Here is a 15,722-nt window from a genome sequence, read left to right on the forward strand (position 1 = left end):
TGTGGGTTAATTTAGGAGACGGTTTTCTGTAAACCCTATTTTTTAGTCGGGAGTTGATAGTTGGGAGTTGGTAGCCATTATAGCTTCAAACCAACTGCCACCAATAGCGTCCTGATGTTATTTGGTTGCTTGTGAAGATTTAGTCGGGAGTTGATAGTTGGGAGTTGGTAGCCATTATAGCTTCAAACCAACTGCCACCAATAGCGTCCTGATGTTATTTGGTTGCTTGTGAAGACACAAGCAACGGCATAACTTAATCTTGACGTGTTAGGAACACACGCGGGACGCGTACGCCAGCCGTTGCTTAAAACAGCAGCATCAAAACCCATTCAAATGCCTTTTGTAGGGGCAATCCTTGCCCCTACATTTAGCACCTTAATTTAAATATAAATCCCTGTATATCAAGGATTTTTAAAACTTCGTACAGTTCTAATTGATTATCTTTAATCAATTCAAATGCCTTTCGGTGGTCAGATTTATCATCACTTGTAAGCAAACGTTTTATTTTTTTTGCTTGTATTTCTTGTAGAACATTGTCAGTTATTTAAAAAAAAATGATTCCTATTTTACGGGCATTACTTCACCTTATCTCCAACCCAATACTTGACTAAGTACCAAAAGCAACCACGATAAGCTCTATTCATTGCCCCAAGGCTACCCTGCCAACCAGCATTTTTAGGTTCAGGGCTACATCCATTGACTGGGGTCTGTACGTTGTTTTTTGTTAAAAAAACCCTCAAATATTCTTGGTCAGATATTAAAAATCGAGGGAGTTTTATGACTTTAAAAACATACAAGCACATTTTTTTTGTAGGATTTGCATTGCCCATTCCCGTTTGTAAATTGTGAGTAAATCCAACAATATTTGCGTGTTTTATAGATAGAAAAGAAACCTAAGGTAGGTAAACACTGCCCTACTCACAAACTATCTGTAAAACACCATCCTTTCAAGAAAGCCAGTTACCCAAAACAACTCAGGGCTTTACCTAAACTGAACAATTAAAATGAAAAAAAGAACCGATTGGCATATAATGACCGCCACAGAAGCGGTTAAAATGCTGAAAACCAACAGCAAAATCGGCCTTACCCAGCAAGAAGCAGATAAAAGGCTACAAAGCCACGGACCCAATGTGCTTACCCAAAAAAAAGGCGAAAGTTTATTAAAGATTTTTCTCAAAGAATTTCATCAGCCATTGGTGTATATCCTGATCATTGCAGGCATCAGTGTAGGAATTTTGCAAGAGTGGGTAGAGATGATCGTGATTTTTCTGGTGGTCATCATCAATTCAGTCATAGGCTTTGTCGAAGAGGTAAAAGCACTCAGGGCAATTCAATCTTTGTCAAAAGAGCTCAACGCTGAAAATACGGTCATTAGAAACCAAGAAAAGAAGATGGTTTCGGTAACAGATTTGGTACCAGGAGATATCGTAACCCTACAATCTGGTGACCGGGTTCCTGCCGACTTGCGTCTTATTCTGACCAAAGACTTGCAAATAGATGAGTCTGCGCTCACGGGGGAATCTATCCCTTCAGATAAACAAGTCAATTCATTAGAAAAAAACGTGGTGTTGGCCGACCGTACCAACATGGCGTATGCATCTACGCTGGTAACGCATGGAGTAGCTACTGGCGTAGTGGTGAATACCAGCGACCAGACCGAAATTGGGAAGATTAATCAAATGATTGCCTCAGCCGATATATTGGCCACTCCCCTTACTCAAAAAATCGCCGGATTTAGTCGTTTTGTACTTTCTATCATTTTAATTTTAGCCGGGCTCACCATCACTGCTGGTATTTTAAGAGGCAACAACTTGAGTGATGTATTGCTGGAAGGGGTAGCGTTGGCTGTAGGTGCTATTCCAGAGGGCTTGCCTGCGGTAGTTACCATTACCCTCGCCATTGGTGTATCGCGCATGTCAAAAAGAAAAGTAATTATTAGAAAACTACCTGCGGTAGAAACCCTTGGCAGCACTACAGTGATCTGTTCTGACAAAACCGGCACACTTACTCAAAACGAAATGACAGTACAGCGGGTGTTGGCAGGTGGCAAAACTTTTGGGGTAAGCGGAGAGGGGTACCGTCCTTTGGGTGAGTTTACCTTAGAAGAACCGCACCCCTTGGAAAATAAGCAGTCATCAACCTCCAAGCCACTTGAACAAGACGCTTCTTTTGCATTGAACGAACTCCTTAAAGCGGGACTGCTTTGCAACGATTCACGGTTGTTGCAACAAGATGAATTGTGGAAAATTGAAGGAGACCCTACCGAAGGCGCTTTGCTTACTTCTGCTCTCAAAGCAGGCTTTGATACAGAAAAACAAAACAAACTGACCCCTCGTGTAGATGTCATTCCTTTTGAATCGGAATACCAATACATGGCTACTTTGCACCAAAAAGATGATGTACATGTAATGTACGTAAAAGGGTCTATCGAAAAAGTACTGGCTGCCTGTAGCAATGCCTTGGACTGGAATCACGAAATTCACCCAATCGACCATCAGGAAATCCAACATAAAGTGCAGGAGTTTGGTGAAAAAGGAATGAGAATATTGGCATTTGCCCGCAAAGAGTTTCCTAAGTCTACCAGCGATATAAAACACGGCGATGTACAAGAAGGGCTCACTTTTTTGGGTTTGCAAGCAATGGCTGATCCTCCCCGCCCCAACGCCATCGATGCAGTAGCTGCCTGTAAGTCAGCAGGCATCGAGGTAAAAATGATTACAGGAGACCATGTAGTTACTGCGGCAGCTATAGCCAAAAAATTAGGCTTACACGACGATCAAGCGGCCAACCGGGAGATTACAGGGGCAGCCATGAATGAATTGAACGAAGAAGAATTTATTCAGGCAGCCAAAGAAAAGTCAGTATTTGCGAGGGTAAGCCCCGCTCAAAAACTTGCCTTGGTAAAGGCACTGCAGCAAGAAGGGCACATAGTGGCCATGACCGGAGATGGGGTAAACGATGCTCCTGCCTTAAGGCAAGCCGATATTGGGGTGGCTATGGGCATTACAGGCACCGAAGTAGTCAAAGAAACTGCTGACATTATATTGACAGATGATAACTTTTCAAGCATCAAGGCTGCTGTAGAAGAAGGAAGAAGAGTATTGGATAATTTAGTAAAGTTTATTATCTGGACTTTGCCTACCAATATTACTGAAGGAGTCGTTATTTTGATTGCGTCTCTGCTGGGATTGGCTTTGCCCATTACTCCTTTACAAATTTTGTGGATCAATATGACAACGGCGATTTTTTTAGGCTCTATGCTGGCTTTTGAACCCTTGGAACCCGACGTGATGCAAAGGCCTCCCCGCAACCCCAAAACCCCTTTGATTACACCACCTCTTATTTGGAGAATTTGTTGGGTAAGTGGTTTGTTGGTAGCAGGAGTATATGCAGTCTATCACCATGCCATCAAAGCTGGTGCACCTGTGCAAGAGGCACAAACCATTTGTGTCAACATCATTGTTTTTGGCGAACTGTTTTATTTATTCAATACTCGCTCCCTTGAATTCTCTCAGTTCAAAATAGGCTTTTTCTCTAACCTCTGGCTTGTATTGGGTGTACTTATCATGACTAGTTTGCAGCTTTTGCTGGTATACTCGCCTTTTATGAACAAGGTATTTAATACCGCTCCTATAAGCCCAAAATCCTGGGTAGTAATTTTAGCAATCAGCTCGTTGTTGTATGGCTTGGTAGAAGTTGAAAAAACAATCAAAAGGTGGAAGAAATACGGTAGTTTTACTTCTAATGTGCACTTGCTTCGCAAGTCAAAGCAATGAACCGCTTCAACAAACATTGAGTAGTTTATCCCTCTACCTTTTCGGCTAATTTTTAAACAAACCCTAACAAAATAGCCCATTCGCAAGGTAGGCAGTTATTATACCCTGCCTTGCGAATGGGCTTTATACATTCTATAATTCACCAAAAATCAACAAAGATTAATAGTCTTCTTCTTCGTCCTCATCGTCAAAAGAAAAACTAGAAGGATTAAACATGCTACTGAGCAAATCTTTGAACTGCAAGCCACGGCTCAGGGTATTTTTACTAAGCATAGAATACTCTGCCAACCCGTGCAGGGCAAACTCCATCAAAAACAATTTAAGTTCGTAAGTCTCGCGGGCGTGGTACTCTTCTACCAAATCTTCTAGCCCAGCTACCTTTAGCAAAGTATCTTTATAATCAGCATGGCTCATGTCGTTCAACAAATCTATAGTATTGCCGTTGCCAAACCAATCGGTCACTGGTTTGTAAGGGTTTTTCTCTTTTTGTTTTTTCATCTTTTCCGGATCAGGAAAAAACGTCAAAAACATGGCTCTTACCGTTTTACCAATCAGGTTTTGCGCCACAATCAAAGGTCCCTCCTGCTCTCCTTCATATACGAGCTCTACCTTACCGGTAATTGCCGGAATCACGCCCCATAAATCGCTCAGGCGTGCCTGAGTATGCGTTTCGCCATTGGTAAGTGCCCGTAATTCTGCTGCGCTTACCAGGTTTTCGTAAGCCGAGATAGTCAAACGAGCCGACACTCCACTTTTAATATCTACATACTCGTTTTGACGCGCTTCTATGGCCAATTGCTCTATCATGTTCTGGAGCACATCATTTACTTCTACCATTTCTTGCTGAGCTGGGGCAAGCTTTGCTTCTTGTTGGGTGATTTTACGCCCTATGTCTATAGAGTTGGGGTAGTGTGTAATAATTTGGCTATCGATTCGGTCTTTGAGCGGAGTAACAATACTGCCCCGATTGGTGTAATCTTCAGGGTTTGCGGTAAAAATAAACTGAATGTCAAGCGGCAAACGCACATTAAAACCTCTGATCTGAATATCGCCTTCCTGCAATATATTAAAAAGTGCTACCTGAATACGTGCCTGAAGATCGGGTAGTTCGTTGATCACAAAAATGCAACGATGCGAGCGGGGTATCAAACCATAATGAATCACGCGCTCGTCGGAATAAGGTAGTTTAAGGCTGGCTGCTTTGATAGGGTCGACATCACCAATAAGGTCGGCTACCGACACATCAGGAGTAGCTAGTTTTTCAGTATAACGTTGGCCACGGTGTAACCACGACACAGGGGTACCATCGCCGTGCTCAGCAATCAGGTCACGGGCGTTTTTTGACAATGGTTGCATTGGGTCATCGTTTAGCTCAGACCCTGCCACCACCGGAACAAACTCGTCCAACAGGTTTACCATCATACGTGCCAGGCGGGTTTTGGCTTGCCCACGCAACCCTAACAGGTTGATGTGGTGTCGGGAAAGAATGGCACGCTCCATATCAGGTATCACAGTTTCTTCATACCCCCAAATTCCATTGAATACAGGCTCTTTTTGCTGAAGTTTTTGCACAAGATTGTAGCGAAGTTCCTCTTTGATAGATATAGGTTCATAGCCAGCTTTTTTTAGCTCGCCCAGTGTCAGGATAGAAGTTGTATCTTTTTGGGTAAATTTTTTACGGCTCATTCAGATTGTTTTTTTAAGGGAATTGATTCTGTTGTAATAGACAAAAACAGTGGTTTGATTTAGTAAATGTACATTTTGTATGTGTAACTTGTTTTTCAACTGCTACATAGTTGTAATTTAATTAAATTAAATTATAAATTAAAAGCTTTTTACAAGGGCTGTAGTTACAGCATGATAATTAGCTTTGAATATTTGCTTGAAATTAATCATCTTTCATTTGCTGTTTGTTTATACTTTTTTTTCTAAGGAATGGTACCAAAATAAATTTACATTTTTAACGACATCTTTGCTGTACATGCTTTGTTAAAAAAACTTGCCGTAGCTATGGCTACGCCGCCTTTTTTTGCCTTGCCTATCCAGCAAATACTTTGTTAAACTATAGAACTTTATTTTTACACCATTCCTAAAAGGTTTATTCACTATGACACAAAACTTAAAACTTTGGCTTGTTTGGACTATTATAACCTGTTCGACTATTTTTTTGTTAAGAGATTTTATTTTTAAAAAAGATTCGCCAAAAATTATTACAAAAAAAACACCTTCCAGACTTGACCTGCCTGCAATAGGGACGGTTAATGATATCAAGGAAAACCTGAAAGGGCGCTATGAGTATGAACTTGCTCGCCTGGCTGACCCACGCACCCAACAAGTGCCTGCCAATATAAGACATAAGGAACTCAGGTTTGCTCAAAGCATACCACAAAGTACAGGCAAGCAACGCACCACCGAACAACAATGGGTACAACGAGGGCCTTTTAACATAGGAGGGCGCACCCGTGCCCTGGCAATAGATATGAACAACGAAAACGTAATTATTGCTGGAGGAACATCAGGGGGAATGTGGCGCAGTGAAAATGGTGGAACCAGTTGGCGCAAAACCAATGGCGAAACAGAGGTACAAAGCGTAACTGCGATAGTACAAGATACCCGTGCTGGCAAAACCAATACCTGGTATTATGGTACGGGCGAACTTAGGGGCAATACAGCTGCCGGAGGTGGGGGCGCCTTGTACAGAGGCAATGGTATTTTTAAGTCTACCGACGGGGGCAATAGCTGGAACCTACTCGCCGCTACTACCAACCTTACGCCACAAGTATACGACAATGCCTTTGAATATGTATGGAACCTGGGCATAGACACCTCTAATGCTACTCAAGATGAAATATACGCAGCGGTTTTTGGTACCATTGCCAAATCTACCGATGGAGGCAATAGTTGGACCAAAACACTGGGGTATGACACCAACTTTGTGGCAAGGTATACCGATGTGGCAGTATCGCCTAAAGGGGTCGTATTTGCGGCCTTAAGCAATACCTCTTTGGGAAGTCCGGCAGGCAATGTCAGTGGTTTTTATCGCTCGATAGATGGCACCAACTGGGTCAATATTACCCCAGTGGGTTTTCCAACTATACATGACCGCACCGTGATGGCTATTTCGCCTACTGACGAAAATACCGTTTATTTTTTAAGTAATACTCCTACTCAAGGTTTCCCTTACAACTTATGGAAGTATACTTACCTGGCAGGCGATGGCTCAGGGCTGGGTGGGCAATGGACGAACCTTTCGGGCAATGTACCCCGACTAGGGGGTGGTCAGGGCGATTACGACTCACAAGAATCGTTTAATATGCTCATTGACATTAAGCCAGACAACCCCAATATAATGTTTATTGGTGGTACCAATCTTTATCGTTCAACAAACGGATTTACTACGCCCGCTGCCAGCTGGATAGGTGGCTATGACCCAAATGGAGGGTTTGCTTTTTACCCTGGACACCACCCCGACATACATAAGGTGGTATTTTACCCGTCTAACCCTAACAAAATGCTATCGGCTACCGATGGGGGCGTTTATCTTACCAACAATAACACAGCAAATGAAGTAGCATGGATTAGTTTTAACCAAGGGTATTTTACTACTCAGTTTTATTCAGTAGCCATAGACCCTCAGGCAGAGTTCATTGTGGGTGGCATGCAAGACAATGGCAGCTATACTACCAATACAACAAATGTAACTACTCCCTGGACAGCATTGTTGGGGGGCGATGGCTCTTATTGTGCAGTAGGGGCTCAATCGGTGTATGTGTCGGCACAAAACGGTCAAATCTATCGTTTGGCTTACAACAATCAGGGAGAGTACCAGGGTTTTGCCCGAATAGACCCTTCGGCTGGGAGGGGCTACGCTTTTATCAACCCTTTCATTATAAGTCCCAACAACCAGTTTGAAATGTATTTGCCAGCAGCTGATACGCTATGGTACAATGGCAATACTGCCGAGATCACACTAGGCAGCAACGACCCACCTTCTACCAATTGGCAAAACATAGACCGTTTGCCCAACCCAGATGATTACATCACTGCTTTGAGCTTGTCAGAGGTTAATAAAAACACCCTTTATTATGGGACTGCCACCGGAAAGTTATACAAAATGACCAACGCCAGCAACAACCAACGGCAACGTACCGAGCTTACAGGTAGCAACTTCCCTCTGGGTTACATTAATTGCATAGCCACCAACCCTTTAGATGCTGATGAATTGGTGGTGGTGTTTTCTAACTATAATATTCAAAGTCTGTATCGCAGTATTGACGGTGGCACCAGTTGGGTGGCTATTGGTGGCAACCTGGAACAAAATACAGATGGTACAGGGAATGGTCCTTCGGTAAGGTGGGTCAGTATTTTACCGTTGGCTAACAATATTACCCAATACCTGGCAGGCACAAGTGTGGGACTATTTGCTACTGACAATATCAACGGAGCTGCTACTACTTGGGAACAACAAGGTAAAACTACTATCGGCAATGCCGTGGTAAATATGATACAGGTAAGGTTACAAGATGGCCTGGCTGTAGTAGCTACGCACGGCAGGGGCATATTTAGTACCCGTTATGCTAATCCTTATGGGGTGGCTTCTGCCGATGGCTTTGCCCTGGAGCAAAACTTCCCTAATCCTTTCCGAACGCTTACCACTATTAGGTATCGGTTAGACAATGAATCTAAAGTAACATTGACTGTGTTTGACCAACAGGGCAAAAAGATCAATGTTTTGGTAGATGCAGTACAAAGTGCAGGAAACCAAACAGTAGTTTGGAATGGTGAAACAGGTAGAAACCGTCCAGTAGTAAATGGGGTATATTTTTATGAGCTTAAGGTCAATGGTAAGAAGCGTACCAAACGAATGTTTTTGGTGAAGTAGGTGCTTATTATATTTGCATATTTGAAAAAAAAGCCTTCATACAGAAGGCTTTGAACAACTAAAAATTAAGCAATAAAAAATATTGATTATTCATAGGTTCGTTCTTTCAAAAAGGTGCCATCTACCGCAAAGACTACTTCTAATTGATGGGTAAATGCTACCGCAAACAAAGAGGCTCCTTCTTTTTTGGTAAGTTTGTATGCCTCAGCCGTAACCTGGTCGGCATAGTTGGCGGCTATGTAATCCTGAGCCGGTTGAGGCAAATCAGTGGCTGCTATGCTTTCCTTGCTCATTTCGCATCCTTTTTTGCCTTTCTTGCCTTTTTTTCGTGCTTCTTTTTCTTCTAAAAAATTACCCGACGCATCAAAAGTCAGCGCTTTGCGCGTGTCCAAACGCACCATAATCTTTGTGGTACCCTCAGAATCAGTCATTTGAGCAGCCTTTAACACATTGGCTCCAGCATAATGGGTGGTGATATAATCACTAATTGTTTTGGGTAAAGCAGTTAGTTCTATACGATTACACTTTCCTCCACCTTCGCTGTAGTTGCCAGAATCGTGGCTTTCTACGGTTACGCCATACACCACACTGCCTTCGGTTCCAGTCATTTTGATTGCTTCGGTAATGCGTTGCCCGCTAAAATCCTGGTGAACGGCATTGAGTACCAGTACTGGTAAATCTGTGGCTGCAATGCTTTCTACTGAGCCAGTAGTAATGCCGGGGTTTATGGTTTCTTGTTGTTGGCAAGCAGTAAACACACACATTGCCATTGTACAAACAATTCCTGTCAATAATTTTTTCATTCTTTGATAATTTTATTCAAATACACTGTGCCACTTTATCAGTTTTATACTAAGGAATGGTACCAAAATAAATTTACATTCTTAACCTCATCTTTTGAGGCTATACTTTGTTAAAAAATAGCCGAATAGCGCTGCTATTAGCCGATTTTTTACCGCGTCTAGCAACAAAATATTTTATTAAACCATAGAAATTTATTTTTACACCATTCCTAAGGAATTGTTCAAAAATAAATTTATACTCTGAGAGGTGATCTTTCGCCTTGATACTTCGTTATTTTTATTGCCCGTAGCGCTGCTATGGGCGCAAAAAATAGCCTCGTCTCAAAACAAAACTTCTACCTCAAGAATGGTAATTTAATTTCTCACCATTCCTAAGATTAAAGTGGCGGTTTACTTTAAGAAAGCACCTCGTTGGCAAGTTGTACTACCAGGCAAGCAGTATTTTTTATAAAATAAGTGTCAACTTAGTTTTTAAAACCCTGAAAATCAACAATATCACACTGTATACTTTTACCAGTAAGATCATCATAGCAAAAACGAAAAGTGCACCGAAGAATGGTAAAAAAACGGTAACTTTGTGCCTACTCAAAAATTGATAACTTTATGACAAACACTCCTCAAATTCCCCCTTTTCACTTGGCAATACCAGTAGCTGACCTGGCAAAGAGTCGTCAGTTTTATGCCGAAGTGTTGGGCTGCAAAGAAGGTAGAAGCGATGAACATTGGGTTGATTTCAACTTTTTTGGACACCAACTGGTCATTCACCAAAAAACAGTAACTGAGATCAGCCACAAACCCATAGCCAATCCTGTAGATGGACACGCAGTGCCCATCCCTCACTTTGGGGTGGTGCTTAGTTGGAACGATTGGGAAAAACTTGCTGAAGATTTGAAAACAAAAAATATTGAGTTTATCATAGAACCTTACATCCGCTTTCAAGGAAAAGTAGGCGAGCAGGCCACTATGTTTTTTCTCGATGTAGAAGGCAATGCCCTGGAGTTTAAGGCTTTTAAAAATATGACCCAGCTTTTTGCCAAATAAACCCTTTTGCCTAAATTTGAAACCGTACACTTTTTTATAGCAGATAAGTCTTGATTTTTTTGATAGTTTTACAGCATAACAATAGCTGCTAATCTGCTGAGTTATAGAATAAAACCTGGTTTCGTTTTCCTCAGGCATCCGTTCATTTCCCCGAAGGCAAGTTCGGGATCACGGATTTTCTTTAGCTAAAAAAACGAACCAAAAAAAGCCACCGCTGTAGTTTGCCTGGCTAAAATTTGTTTCATTACGCCGAAACAGCTCAAACTCGCCTGCGGCTCAAACAGTGATCTGTTTTTACGGCTTCATTTCTCAAATTTCTTAACGCCCACAAACTAAGGCGGAAAGTAAAGACGCTGTTTTTCAAGCACTTTTGAGACTGATAAAATTAAACTCTGCACAAGCATTAGTAGTGAAAAATTAGTGTACGGTTTTGAATTGCCTAAAAGGTACTAAAGTTAAAAGTGCGAAGCTCAATAAGAACTTCGCACAAATGGTATATTTTGTTTAACTCCCTTTTACTTTTGAGGGCACCAGTGTATTACTCATAATGATTAACCTAAATATTGTAATCTGGCTTTGAGATAATGCTTAATTTCCTGGTAATTGGCATAGTAAAAAGAAGGGATTTTTTGCACTTCCTGATCGTGTTTAATCAAATAAATCACGTCATACACATTGCCATTGGTAAGTTTTGTTTGGGTGATAAAGCCATCTAGTTCGCTGAAGTGGTACGCTTGTTCGGTTTTAAGAAAAATATTATTGAACGAAATCACTTCGTTGTTAATGTCTACTTTGTTGAGGTTTTTGAAGAGGTTGTATGCTAAGTAGGTGATAATTAACAAAAAAAAGAAAACATACAGACCTTGTTGAGTGGGAGGAATAGCCAATAGATAAGGAGTAAAAATAATGCCTAGAACGAAAAACAATGCAATTAAACTGGCTATGCCTAATATTCTGAATTTTGACTTCATGGTGGTTTATATAGGATAATGGATATATACTAATCCTTCTACTAGTTTATTAGTGTAAAAGTTACATTTGTAAGAATATATTTGGCAGATATTCCCTATATTTTTTTATCACCTGTGTTTCTCCTGCCTAAAGCTCCAATTCAGTCATTGGGTTCCAAAATACCTTAGTCTTAAAATCTTTGATTTTATCGTTTTCTACCACAACTCCTTCAGCTTCGAGGCGGGTTTGCATTGTATCGCCGCCAAAGTGATGTTTGCCCGTAAGCATTCCTTCACGGTTTACTACTCTATGCGCTGGTACATCTGGTTCAGCATGGGCATTGTTCATTGCCCAACCCACCATGCGCGCTTTGCCTTTGGTACCCAAATACTCGGCAATGGCTCCATAACTGGTGGCTCTGCCTTCGGGAATAAGTTTCACTACCTCGTATACATCTTTAAAAAAATTGGTCTTGTCCATAAAATTCAGTTGGTTAGCTATAAATTGCAATTTACTATTTTTACCATAAGTAGCGTATAATGGCAAACAACTACTTCCAATTTAAACAATTTAAGATAGAACAGGGCAATACTGCCATGAAGGTATGTACCGACTCGTGTATTTTTGGGGCATCTGTTCAACCTGCCCCCCATACACAACAAGTGCTCGACATAGGTACTGGTACTGGACTGCTTAGCCTTATGCTTGCCCAACGAACCAACAACCTTGACATTACAGCGGTAGAGATAGACGAAGCAGCTTATAAGCAAGCCAAAGAAAATATTGAAGCCAGCCCCTGGGCTACCCGTATAGAAGTATGCCATGAAGCTATTCAACGCTTTGCCCAAAAACATCCTGCTCAATATGGACTCATCATGACTAACCCCCCGTTTTTTGAAAACCACCTCAAAACCCAAAACTTAAGCCAAAACAGGGCGTTGCATAGCGAGGCTTTATCTTTTGATGATTTGCTGATAGCCATAGACAAGTTGCTTGCCCCTGATGGCACACTTGCGATACTACTGCCCACGTATCAAATGGAGGTGTTTACTGCCAAGGCCGGAGACTATGGCTTGCAGGTGTTTCAACAATTGCAGATACACAATCACCCTCAAAAGCGTAACTTCAGAAGGATTTGCTATTTTAACCGAAAGGCGCTCCCGAATGAACAAGTATTTGAAAATGAATTATTTATTCGCAATGAACAGAATGAATACACCTTTGAGTTTGTACAGCTACTAAAAGCCTATTATTTATATTTATAAAAAGCTAAATCCCTGTTCGGTGTTATGAACAGGGATTTAGCGCATGATACGTTTTAAAGGCTTATGTTAGGCACAACACAATTATTCGCCAGGACTATAAGGTTGAGCCATCACCTTGCGTAGATTTTTAGATTGTTGGTGTATTAACCGATCGCGCAAAGGAGTTTGTTTATGCTCACGAAAAAATTGCCCTTTGGTAATGGGAGAAGAATGTTGCAATAAACGAATGACTTTGAAAATCACAATTTTTTGTCCCATATGAATCACGTTAGAATGCAGCTTGTTCCAATCTTTGATGTCAGCAACGCTTACACCATATGCCTCGGCTATGCTTGTTAGCGACTGCCCTCTGATCACTACGTGTACATAGGTGCGGGTTTTGGTGGTAACAAATCTGCTCCGGTTAAATTTAGGTGTGTTGCGCTGTACAGGAGTAAACGTTCTTTCGTTGACTGCTGTACTGTTTTCTACAGTGGCTTTGGTAGGTTTTGGTGGTGAAACTACCAGTTTTTGCCCAGCATATACATCATTGTTGATGTAGTTCCATTTTCGCAAATCGCTGACGCTTATGTCATAGCGGCGAGCTACATCAAATACAGTTTGCCCTTGTGCTACTACATGGATGCCCGACTGGGGCGTATTGGGACTAATAAACTGGTCGTTGCGACGAGGCTTTATTCCCTCTGGAAAAAACTTGTCTGTGCTGCTGTTGTAGTCGTTGTTATTTACCGGAGGAGGTACTGGGTCGTATCTTTCTACAGTTTTTTCTACAGTAGTATTGTTTGTGTTGTTTGTATACTGGGGGCGTTCTACTGCCTGAGGACGAACTTCGGTTATTTGAATGGTGGTAGATGGTTTTACCTTAATTTTGGGCAGAGGGTTTTCATCTTCCCGATTACTGACTACTTGTATATTATTGATAATCGTTGATTCGTTATTAGACTCATTTTTTTCCGGCTTTTTCTCTACCACATCTACAATATTCGGGTATCTTTTACGGTCATCTTTGATGCTTTGAATCACAATTTTGGGCTGGGGCAAGGGCGGAGTCACTACCATAGGCTTGTTTTTAGCCCGGTTATGAAACTCCGGCTCCAGACGCTTGTCTTGTTTCAACTCCTGCTCTTGAGTATGAGGGGTTACAGGGGGTGGTTCAATGCTATTGATCACAATTTTACTTGTCGCGACAGGCTTTGGCTTTTTATCCAGTGGAATAACCACATCGTATACCTTGTTTTTAGGAATGCGTTTTTTCTTTAGCCACAGGTTGTATTCTTTGAGCAAGTCAACAGATACCTTAAACTTGCGTGCTACCTGAGCAAGGGTTTTGCCTGAAACCTGGTAAGGCATCAACGGCAACGGCACACTAGTGTCGAGGAACATTTTTTCCTCAAATGCTATTTTATAAGCCAAAAACTTTTTGATAAAAGAGTGGGTTCGCTCTTCTATATAAAGCTCTTGTACCCCTATTATTTCGCGTTGATTGTAGTTTTCTTTGATAAAATCTTTAGTATTATCAAGCCCCATGTGAAGGGTAAGAATAGTATAAATCCAATTCTTGAAATACAAGTTATTTTTGCGTAGAAAACGGGCAGCTCCACGAGTAGAAGCGATGATATTCAAACGTTCGTCTACTTTATCGTTGACCTCAAGCCCTACTTTTTTTGCCAGGTCTTCTTTTAGTAACCAAAATCCAGCGCCTTCGTGCGAGTTAAGCGCATTAGCCATCAAGCTACTTTTCAGCAAAGGCAAATATTTGAAATCAGTCGGAAGGTTTTCCTCTTTGAGAATGTCTTCCATCAGGGGTGCGTAAGACTTCAAACGGGCAAGGTTTTCACTAAAATTTTGTGAACTCCTTAACAACTTATAAATCCTGGTTTGAATCTGACGGCGTGCTCCTTTGGTAATAATTAATTTAAGATTCCCTATCTTTAGTTGTTGGGGTACTTCTACTACTCTGTATGCTCCAAAGGTTTGGGGCATTGCAAGCAACACCCATATAAAAATACAGAGGTAAGTTTTGTGGTGTAATAATATTTTTTTCATAAACCGTTAATATTCACAAACACCTGAAGAATATTTGGCTGGAATAAAGTGTTTAGTCATTTTTGTTTTTTGTCAGTATCAATAAGTCAAAAATTGTGTACATAAGCAAATGGGGCTACGTAAATATTAATAAAAAGTTACAATACTATTTTTTTCTAAGAACCATCAAACCGTCCCTCAAAGGAAAAAGTACGTTTTCGACGCGGTCGTCTTCATGTACTTTTTTATTAAAATCAACAATTGCTAATGTATCCTTATCAATATTGCTACTTTCGTTGAGCACTTTACCGCTCCAAAGCACATTATCAGCGATGATCAAGCCATTTTCACTTACTTTGCCAATTATTTGATCAAAATACTGAGGGTAATTTATTTTGTCGGCATCGATAAAAACCAAATCAAAAGTAGCTTCAATGGTAGGAATAATGTCCAGGGCGTTTCCCACTCTGTAGTCAACCTGTGAGAGGATTCCAGCTTCATCAAAATAACGTTTTGCCATGTCCTCAAGCTCTTCATTAATATCAATTGTGTACAATTTTCCTTCAGGAGCCAAGCCTTCAGCAAGGCATATTGCCGAGTATCCCGTGTAAGTACCTATTTCTAATATGCTTTTTGGCCGAATCATTTTAGAAAATATGGATAAAACTCTACCTTGTAAATGTCCGGATAACATACGGGGTGCCAAAACTTTGGTATAAGTTTCGCGGGAGAGGCGCGCCAACAAATCACTTTCAGGTTGAGTGTGGGCTTCGGCATAACTATTAATTTTTTCGTCTATAAAATCCATATAGGTTTATTTTTTTTCTAAATATAAATGAGTGCTTCTTTGTTTTTTTATATACTTGTAGTATCGGTATCTAAGAACTTGCGGCTTGTTTAAAACTTGTCCATGCCTGAAATAGGTTGACCTTGGGTTGACAATTAGACACTTTTGAACAAATTCAATTGATTTGCATTA

At 41.0% G+C, this 15,722-nt stretch carries 10 protein-coding genes; 4 read left to right on the forward strand and 6 right to left on the reverse strand.

The features are described 5' to 3' along the window. The first annotated feature begins 1,004 nt into the window (after window positions 1–1,004). Window positions 1,005–3,776 (forward strand): cation-transporting P-type ATPase, encoded by a 2,772-nt coding sequence (locus Q0954_RS28495; RefSeq protein WP_299463439.1) that lies wholly within the window; start codon window positions 1,005–1,007, stop codon window positions 3,774–3,776. A gap of 159 nt (window positions 3,777–3,935) precedes the next feature. On the opposite strand, the gene Q0954_RS28500 is transcribed toward Q0954_RS28495, so the two are convergent. Then, window positions 3,936–5,462 (reverse strand): magnesium chelatase, encoded by a 1,527-nt coding sequence (locus tag Q0954_RS28500; protein WP_299463441.1) that lies wholly within the window; start codon window positions 5,460–5,462, stop codon window positions 3,936–3,938. 481 nt (window positions 5,463–5,943) lie between these two features. Between Q0954_RS28500 and Q0954_RS28505 the strand changes: the two genes are divergently transcribed. Then, window positions 5,944–8,658 carry a T9SS type A sorting domain-containing protein gene (locus tag Q0954_RS28505; protein WP_299463444.1) on the forward strand — a complete coding sequence of 905 codons (2,715 nt, stop codon included), beginning with the start codon at window positions 5,944–5,946 and terminating at the stop codon, window positions 8,656–8,658. 86 nt (window positions 8,659–8,744) lie between these two features. Here Q0954_RS28505 and Q0954_RS28510 read toward each other — a convergent pair whose 3' ends face one another. Next, complete coding sequence (locus tag Q0954_RS28510) at window positions 8,745–9,461, reverse strand: PepSY-like domain-containing protein (RefSeq protein WP_299463447.1); 717 nt, start codon at window positions 9,459–9,461, stop codon at window positions 8,745–8,747. A gap of 603 nt (window positions 9,462–10,064) precedes the next feature. Between Q0954_RS28510 and Q0954_RS28515 the strand changes: the two genes are divergently transcribed. After that, window positions 10,065–10,502, forward strand: a complete 438-nt coding sequence (locus Q0954_RS28515; RefSeq protein ID WP_299463449.1) for a VOC family protein — start codon at window positions 10,065–10,067, stop codon at window positions 10,500–10,502. A 551-nt stretch (window positions 10,503–11,053) separates the two neighbouring features. Here Q0954_RS28515 and Q0954_RS28520 read toward each other — a convergent pair. Together Q0954_RS28520 and Q0954_RS28525 are read right to left on the reverse strand one after the other, a co-directional pair. After that, window positions 11,054–11,473 (reverse strand): hypothetical protein, encoded by a 420-nt coding sequence (locus Q0954_RS28520; protein ID WP_299463452.1) that lies wholly within the window; start codon window positions 11,471–11,473, stop codon window positions 11,054–11,056. 127 nt (window positions 11,474–11,600) lie between these two features. Continuing rightward, window positions 11,601–11,933 (reverse strand): MGMT family protein, encoded by a 333-nt coding sequence (locus tag Q0954_RS28525; RefSeq protein WP_299463455.1) that lies wholly within the window; start codon window positions 11,931–11,933, stop codon window positions 11,601–11,603. A gap of 59 nt (window positions 11,934–11,992) precedes the next feature. Here Q0954_RS28525 and Q0954_RS28530 point away from each other — a divergent pair, with 59 nt between their 5' ends. Next, window positions 11,993–12,718, forward strand: coding sequence for a methyltransferase (locus tag Q0954_RS28530; protein ID WP_299463458.1), 726 nt, complete (start codon window positions 11,993–11,995; stop codon window positions 12,716–12,718). Window positions 12,719–12,799: 81 nt separating this feature from the next. Here Q0954_RS28530 and Q0954_RS28535 read toward each other — a convergent pair whose 3' ends face one another. Together Q0954_RS28535 and Q0954_RS28540 are read right to left on the reverse strand one after the other, a co-directional pair. Continuing rightward, a complete protein-coding gene (locus Q0954_RS28535) occupies window positions 12,800–14,764 on the reverse strand; it encodes a LysM peptidoglycan-binding domain-containing protein (protein WP_299463461.1) in 1,965 nt (654 codons plus the stop codon). A 145-nt stretch (window positions 14,765–14,909) separates the two neighbouring features. After that, complete coding sequence (locus Q0954_RS28540) at window positions 14,910–15,551, reverse strand: O-methyltransferase (protein WP_299463464.1); 642 nt, start codon at window positions 15,549–15,551, stop codon at window positions 14,910–14,912. Window positions 15,552–15,722 lie beyond the last annotated feature (171 nt).

Source organism: uncultured Microscilla sp. (assembly GCF_947493425.1).
Lineage (GTDB): Bacteria > Bacteroidota > Bacteroidia > Cytophagales > Microscillaceae > Microscilla.

Bases quoted from the DNA above. Each gene is read 5' to 3' on its own strand.
- Q0954_RS28495 (WP_299463439.1), top strand. From the start codon at position 1,005: ATGAAAAAAAGAACCGATTGGCATATAATGACCGCCACAGAAGCGGTT.
- Q0954_RS28500 (WP_299463441.1), bottom strand. From the start codon at position 5,462: ATGAGCCGTAAAAAATTTACCCAAAAAGATACAACTTCTATCCTGACA.
- Q0954_RS28510 (WP_299463447.1), bottom strand. From the start codon at position 9,461: ATGAAAAAATTATTGACAGGAATTGTTTGTACAATGGCAATGTGTGTG.
- Q0954_RS28515 (WP_299463449.1), top strand. From the start codon at position 10,065: ATGACAAACACTCCTCAAATTCCCCCTTTTCACTTGGCAATACCAGTA.
- Q0954_RS28520 (WP_299463452.1), bottom strand. From the start codon at position 11,473: ATGAAGTCAAAATTCAGAATATTAGGCATAGCCAGTTTAATTGCATTG.
- Q0954_RS28525 (WP_299463455.1), bottom strand. From the start codon at position 11,933: ATGGACAAGACCAATTTTTTTAAAGATGTATACGAGGTAGTGAAACTT.
- Q0954_RS28530 (WP_299463458.1), top strand. From the start codon at position 11,993: ATGGCAAACAACTACTTCCAATTTAAACAATTTAAGATAGAACAGGGC.
- Q0954_RS28535 (WP_299463461.1), bottom strand. From the start codon at position 14,764: ATGAAAAAAATATTATTACACCACAAAACTTACCTCTGTATTTTTATA.
- Q0954_RS28540 (WP_299463464.1), bottom strand. From the start codon at position 15,551: ATGGATTTTATAGACGAAAAAATTAATAGTTATGCCGAAGCCCACACT.